This window comes from Paenibacillus sp. 01T422 (genome assembly GCF_056398785.1).
On record NZ_JBFTQB010000467.1, the window covers coordinates 1 to 6,233 of the forward strand.

Annotated in this window: 7 protein-coding genes; 4 read left to right on the forward strand and 3 right to left on the reverse strand. The window is 46.0% G+C overall.

Annotated features, from left to right (window positions below):
* Positions 1-1,634: ABC transporter substrate-binding protein (locus AC1DUA_RS23295; RefSeq protein WP_477502034.1), on the forward strand; the 1,634-nt coding region annotated here is incomplete at its 5' end.
* On the opposite strand, the gene AC1DUA_RS23300 is transcribed toward AC1DUA_RS23295, so the two are convergent.
* Positions 1,615-1,878, reverse strand: coding sequence for a hypothetical protein (locus AC1DUA_RS23300; RefSeq protein WP_477502035.1), 264 nt, complete (start codon positions 1,876-1,878; stop codon positions 1,615-1,617). The genes AC1DUA_RS23295 and AC1DUA_RS23300 overlap by 20 nt on opposite strands.
* A 177-nt stretch (positions 1,879-2,055) precedes the next feature.
* On the opposite strand from AC1DUA_RS23300, the gene AC1DUA_RS23305 reads away from it, so the two are divergent.
* The gene (locus tag AC1DUA_RS23305) at positions 2,056-2,721 is read left to right on the forward strand and encodes a tetratricopeptide repeat protein (RefSeq protein ID WP_477502036.1); all 666 of its coding nucleotides are present in this window, start codon (positions 2,056-2,058) and stop codon (positions 2,719-2,721) included.
* A 13-nt stretch (positions 2,722-2,734) separates the two neighbouring features.
* Here AC1DUA_RS23305 and AC1DUA_RS23310 read toward each other — a convergent pair whose 3' ends face one another.
* Together AC1DUA_RS23310 and AC1DUA_RS23315 are read right to left on the reverse strand one after the other, a co-directional pair.
* On the reverse strand, positions 2,735-3,781 hold the full coding sequence (locus AC1DUA_RS23310; RefSeq protein WP_477502037.1) for an acyltransferase: 1,047 nt from the start codon (positions 3,779-3,781) through the stop codon (positions 2,735-2,737).
* Positions 3,782-3,852: 71 nt separating this feature from the next.
* Positions 3,853-5,091, reverse strand: coding sequence for a Gfo/Idh/MocA family protein (locus AC1DUA_RS23315; protein ID WP_477502038.1), 1,239 nt, complete (start codon positions 5,089-5,091; stop codon positions 3,853-3,855).
* Between the two features lie 339 nt (positions 5,092-5,430).
* Between AC1DUA_RS23315 and AC1DUA_RS23320 the strand changes: the two genes are divergently transcribed.
* Together AC1DUA_RS23320 and AC1DUA_RS23325 are read left to right on the forward strand one after the other, a co-directional pair.
* Positions 5,431-5,862, forward strand: a complete 432-nt coding sequence (locus AC1DUA_RS23320) for a DUF86 domain-containing protein (protein ID WP_477502039.1) — start codon at positions 5,431-5,433, stop codon at positions 5,860-5,862.
* 84 nt (positions 5,863-5,946) lie between these two features.
* Positions 5,947-6,233 (forward strand): helix-turn-helix transcriptional regulator (locus tag AC1DUA_RS23325; protein WP_477502040.1); only part of this gene is annotated, 287 nt, incomplete at its 3' end.

A 6,233-nucleotide genomic window follows, 5' to 3' on the forward strand; every position in this document is an offset into this window, starting at 1 on the left:
GCGTAGAGCATGAACCGCAGCCAATCACGTTAGAAGAATTATCCGAAAGAATGTACTGCACAACGCGGAATGTAAAGATTTTGCTGAAAAAAATGATGGAGCAGGGCTGGGTTTCCTGGAAGCCAGGTAGAGGAAGAGGCAATGTTTCTGAGCTAACATTTCTTGTTTCCGCTGAAGACATGGTCTCCAAACAGGCAATGGAACTAGCGAGTCAAGGGGATTACAAAGGTACGATTGAACTCATACACCAATTGGGCAAGGGAGAAGCGTTGCAGGACTCTTTCGTCGATTGGTTATTTAGTTTTTTCGGATATCGAACGGTAGTCCAAGAGGAATGTTACAAGGATACGCTGCGTTTTCCAGTCTACAAATGGCTTGTATCGCTCGATCCGGCTTTTAGTTTTTTTGCGTTTGATACCCATCTGATCAATCAGATTTTCGATACGCTGGTCCAATACAATCCAAATACTCGGGTTGCAGAGCCACACTTGGCGCATTATTGGGAGAAAAGCGAGGACGGCTTGCACTACACCTTTTACTTGAGAAAAGGGGTACTCTTCCATCATGGCAGGGAGATGACGGCTAACGATGTCAGTTATTCATTGTCTAGGCTAATGGATCTTGGTCTATCGGCGTGCCAAGGCTGGATGACGGAAGGTATTGAGAACATTAGGGTGCTTAACCGGAGTGCACTTGCCATCGAGCTTAAGCAGCCGAACGAGCTTTTCTTGCAGCAACTGGCGCATCCATCTCTGGCGATTTTGCCGGAAGAAATTTGTCGGGACAACGAGGGAATTTTTGGCCGTATGCCGATTGGAACAGGGCCGTTCAGGTTGGAGCGCAATGATGATTATATCTGTAAGCTTCGTGCTTTTGACAGTTATTTCGGGGTAAGGCCGCATTTGGATCAATTGGAAATATGGCTGCTGCCGCAGGATTTGTCGGAAGTTGGGCCTAGCTGGGATATGGTGCAAGTGTTGTGTGACCATACGAATTCCCGTAAACCGGTCGGAGCTGTCGGGAAAGATTCGGAGTGGCATCAAATCGAACAATCGATACTGGGATGCTCATTACTTACGTTTAACCAAGGGAAAGATGGGCCTCAGCAGCACCCGAATTTTCGCAAAGCTATCGATTTAATCCTTGATCGGGAACGAATGATTGAACAGCTTGGAGGCTTCAGGGAAGCGCCAGCCAGTTCCTTTTTGCCATCGATGAATGATAAAGGGACTGCCGCTGTGTATCGAACCGATCTGGAGGAAGCTAAGCGTCTGCTCAATGAAATGGGTTATGATGACGAGTTGGTCAACATGTATATTTATAGCAATAATAACGAGGATGCCATATGGATCTGCGAGCAATGCGTCAAAGTGGGCATCCGCATTGAGTTGACGGCACGGAGTATGTCGGACATGATGCGGCTCGATACGATACAGGAAGCGGATCTTATTTTTTATCATATTTGCTTGGAAAGCGAGTATGATCTCCATATTATCCAGACGCTTAAGCAGAGCAACAGCTATGTTCGTGCGCATTTAACTTCGGAGCAAAAGGTTTGGATAGATGAAGAAATGGATCATATTCTTATGACTTTTGATATAAAAAAAACGACCATTAAGGTCGTCGGCCCCTAGGCTCGTAACGGTTTTCCATTGCCATCCAGCGACCATTCGCAACGAAGAAACCAATGAAAAAGAACAGAACTAAACGAATAGGTACCCATACTAAGCTAATCTCATGCGTGTTCAATAATTCAATAATGCTAAATAAGGCCGTAAGCCCAACACCCCATGGGAGAAGGCCGAAATTCACCAAATATTTGTTTCTGCCACGCTGTTTTCTCTTCAGCCATATGGCCTTGCGTGGATCTTCGTTCATATCGAAACTCCCTTTTTCTTTTTATTATAGCATTGCTTGAAATAAATCTCGAATCAGTATTCATAAGAAGCCTCCATTCATATGCTAGTCATAGGACGGGAGCTTTTTTTCTATGGAAGAGATGACCAAAGTCCTCATATTATGGTAGTATAAGGAAGTTGAAAGGGGGGATATCTTTTGCTACTTAAATTTCTTGCTTTTGGCCTGTTATGGCGACTTGTCGGTAATCCATTCCTTGCACTTCTAATTCTATTAATCATCCTATATGTGTTAGATAGAAGATTTATCGGATTGACGCCGAATATTTTCAAGCCATTTCAATTAAGGCGAAGAGCATCCAGGCTGCGAACGGAATTGTATGCGAACCCACATCATACGTCCGCGAAGCTAGAGCTCGCAAGGAACTTGCTACAGCGTAATAAATTCCAAGAAGCACTTCCTTACTTGGAACAAGCGTTGCCGATTATGGAAGATTCCGCAGATGTACACTACGAAATCGGACTTTGTTACCTGAAGCTGGGTGATCTGCAAAAGGGAGAGAGCTTCATGCTCCAAGCGGTAGAGCTGAACCCGAGGGTTAAATATGGCGAGGCCTATTTACGCCTAGGAGAAGCTTTGGCGCCTGTTGCACCCGAGAGAGCAGCTCAACTGATCGAGCAGTTCCGTGATCTGCACTCCTCTTCGGTTGAGGCGTATTACCGTCTCGGCTTGCTGTACCAGCAGCTTGGGCGCGGCAATGATGCGAAAGCAACGTTCCGCGAAGCGCTGGATATCTACCGCGGCTTGCCGCGATACAGCCGCAGGCAGCAGCGACGTTGGGCTATGCTCGCTCGCTTCAAATGAAAAGGTTCCGCTGCTAAGCGGAACCTTTTTTCACGTTCGCATTGAGGCGAACGAGCAGCCAAGAGCCGAGCACTCCGATCAGGATCGAAGCGATGGTATGCAGATCATAGAGCCAGAGCTGATCCTGGATCGGTGTGAGGCGCCCCCAGAGCGTTAGGAGTGCAGGATGCACAAGGTAGATGCCGAAAGAAGCGGCTCCTAATGAGGTAAGTGCAGAGCTAAGCTTTGGGCTATTTGCAAGACGTTGTAGCGACCAGTTGACGGCCCATAATGGAACCGCCATGCAATACACGAGGAGAGCCAGCTCGAACCATATATTTCCGAAGCTAGCAAGTCCATATTGATGTACAAGCAGCATGCCCACGAAAGTAGCACCCGCAAGGCACATGATGCTGCCTATTAAGAATTGGTAACGTTCTGACCAGGCAACAATGGCTGAATAATGAATGCCCATGAAAGCTCCAAAGAGGAAAAGCGCCGTATAACTGACAAAAAGAGAGGCATATTCCGGAAGGGGATGCACCCCATGATGGAAGGCAAAGGCTCCAGCTTGAATAACTATACCCATAGGGATTAGCCCTCGGCGAAGCCAAGTCGACCGCCTCACGACAGTGATCAGAAGCGGGAACAAGAGGTAGAACTGAACAATAATGACCATGTAATAGAGATGATAGCTGGCATTACCTGAAATAAGCAATTTGATAAAGTAAATGACGTCAAAACGGATGTTTCCATGAAACATTACTTGATTAAATAAATAATAAAATAGAGAACTTAGCACATAAGGAATTAAGATTCTTCGCAGCCGTTTCGTCCAGAAAACACGCGACATTCCAGGCTCCCAACGATCGTAATACGTATAAAAGAGCACGACACCACTGATCCAAATGAATAGCGGCACAGTGAATAAACTAGCTTTGTTAAGGATGAAAAAGATGGCTTGCGAGCCGCTGCCAATCGGAAGCAGTGTAGCGCTTGACGTGCCGTGAATAAGCACTACGGCGATGATGGCGATTGCGCGGATGAGGTCGATCTCTGGTAGTTTGGGTCTTGACGACATGACGGTAATCTTCTCCTTTTTTCACTTTGTTCACTGTAACATGAATGAAAAAGGAGGACAATACACGCTAATCAATCGCGATAAGCGACAAAACTGTCTGGATCAAGCAGCTTCCACTCAGATGGATGCGATCCGAAATCAGGGACGTCGATCATTTCACCTTCCCGTTTGGAAGATTCATGGGCGACCAAGCCTGGGGCTAAGTAATCCGCGGCCCGCCAAGCGTTGTTAGGTGGCAATTTTTTCGTATAAATGGCTTTCAAATAATCATCAACAAGGAATTGATGAGAGCCGAAGTGTCCATTAGGAAGCCCCTCAAAGGTATGTGGCAGGCGGAAGCTGTGATGCACCTTGGCAAGGCTGGCATGGAAATCATTCTGCAATGTTTGATTCAGATTGGAATCGTTCAAATGTACATACTGATCCTTGCAGGCAAGCTGCGAAGTTAGATCCTGAGTGGCTCCCCACTTCAGAGAGGTCCATGCAGAACCACCAGCATGCTCCTCGTAGCTGCCAGTTGTTCCGAACATGCTCATATATACACTGTTGTTCCCTCCCCAGCCCACGCGCCGGAACTCATTGAGGCGCATCATCCCGCCATCGGAGGTACGTACTAGTGCGCTCTGATTGCTGAACGTATTGTCCCATAAGTTAGCCCCTTCGCGAAAAATCCCATCTTCATGCTGATCCACATAACCCAAGCAGGATACCTTAGTCGCCTTAGCTCCTGTTACGGACAGAACCATAGAGACTGAATGGGTCGGATAATACATCGGTGGGATACCGGCGACTTTCTTCCAATCCTTCCCTCCCGAATATTTGAAAGCATCATAGAACCCGTGCGTCATATCATGCAAATACTGAGCTTCTCCATAGACAAAGTTGCCGAAGTGGCCGGCTCTGAACTGATCTCGGCAATATACCGTGGAGGGGTAGTAGTAACTTGTCTCCCCAGTCATATAGATTAATCCGGAACGTTTCACTTCCTCGAGAATGGCTGATATTTCGTCTAAGCTTTGGGCCATGGGCACTGCACAATAGACATGTTTGCCTGCTTGCAGAGCTTGTATCGTTTGAGGACCATGAAGATGTCTTTGTGTAAAAATGGCGACGGCATCCACATCGCTGCTCAGCAGCTCTTCCAATGAAGCGTACGTTTGTTTGAGGGAAAAAGCTTTTGCAAATTTGTCGCGACGATCCTCATGCAATTCCGCCAAAACGACTTCATCGACATAAGGATGAGCTTGGAACAGCTTTACGAAACATTGTGAGAATTGGCCTGCCCCAACAATTCCTATTTTAATACCCACGAGAGTTCCTCCTATAAGAAGAGCATCATATTCTGCTTCCCGATAACTTCTCCTTTATTGTAAGGAGGTTTCAATGTGATGTATTTAGTCCAAAGTAACAATATGGTTTCCAAAATCACATGAAAGAGAGTCTGTCTTCTGCAGCAAGCGTGCTTGCTTGACGCTCTACAGCTAGCGCGATACACTGATAGAAGTGAATACAGCGAAAGTCAAGAGGGTGATTGTACATGAGCTACGAATATCTCATGCAAGCGGTATTGTTAATTTTCCTGGTTGTCATTACTTTTTTTGCAATGTTGATTTGGACGAAATGGCGAAAAAGAGGACGGAGATAGCATTATGTATTTTATTAATCATGAGCAGATCAATGAAAGAATTCAGTTTTTATCTACATTGGCAGATGCAAGCAAGCAGCTAGAACAGCAATGGGGACAAGGCACGAATGATCTCGTTTGGCAGCTTGCGCAAGAGCGTGTTCTGCATTTAGCCATCGAAACCGTAACGGACGTAGGAAGCCTGCTGATCGATGCCTTTATTTTAAGAGATGCAAGCAGTTATGAGGACATTGTGGAGATCGTACACGGAGAAGGTGCATATTCGGAGACATTAACCGAGACGTTGCTTCAACTTGTGAAGCTCAGAAAACCTCTAGTACAGGATTTTGTAGCATGGAACCGCCAAGATCTTCACCCTTTGGTGCCTAAGCTTCCAGCAGCTTTTGAGGAGTTTGCAGCGAGTGTAAGTGCATTTATCAAGAGTGAATTGGAATAACATACATAGATGTTTCTTAATTTACAACTTGGATACTATGCTGTAAAATGAAGCATAATGATTGTTCCGAGGGTAGGTGAGCTAATGAATCAAGCACTTGAGACATCTACGCGTAAAGTGATTCTTTCCATGCTCAAAACTAGTGGACCTCTAAGCGTTCAAGAGATATCCAAACAGCTCGGAATTACGGAGATGGCCGTCAGGCGTCATATTCATTCCATGGAAAAGGACGATCTGCTCGAGACGAAGCTTGTCCGGCAAGCGATGGGGAGACCAACCAACGTGTATACGTTAGCTTCCAAGGCAGACGAACTTTTTCCAAAGAAATATATGCAATTGACACTCGATTTACTGGATGAGTTACTGGAAGA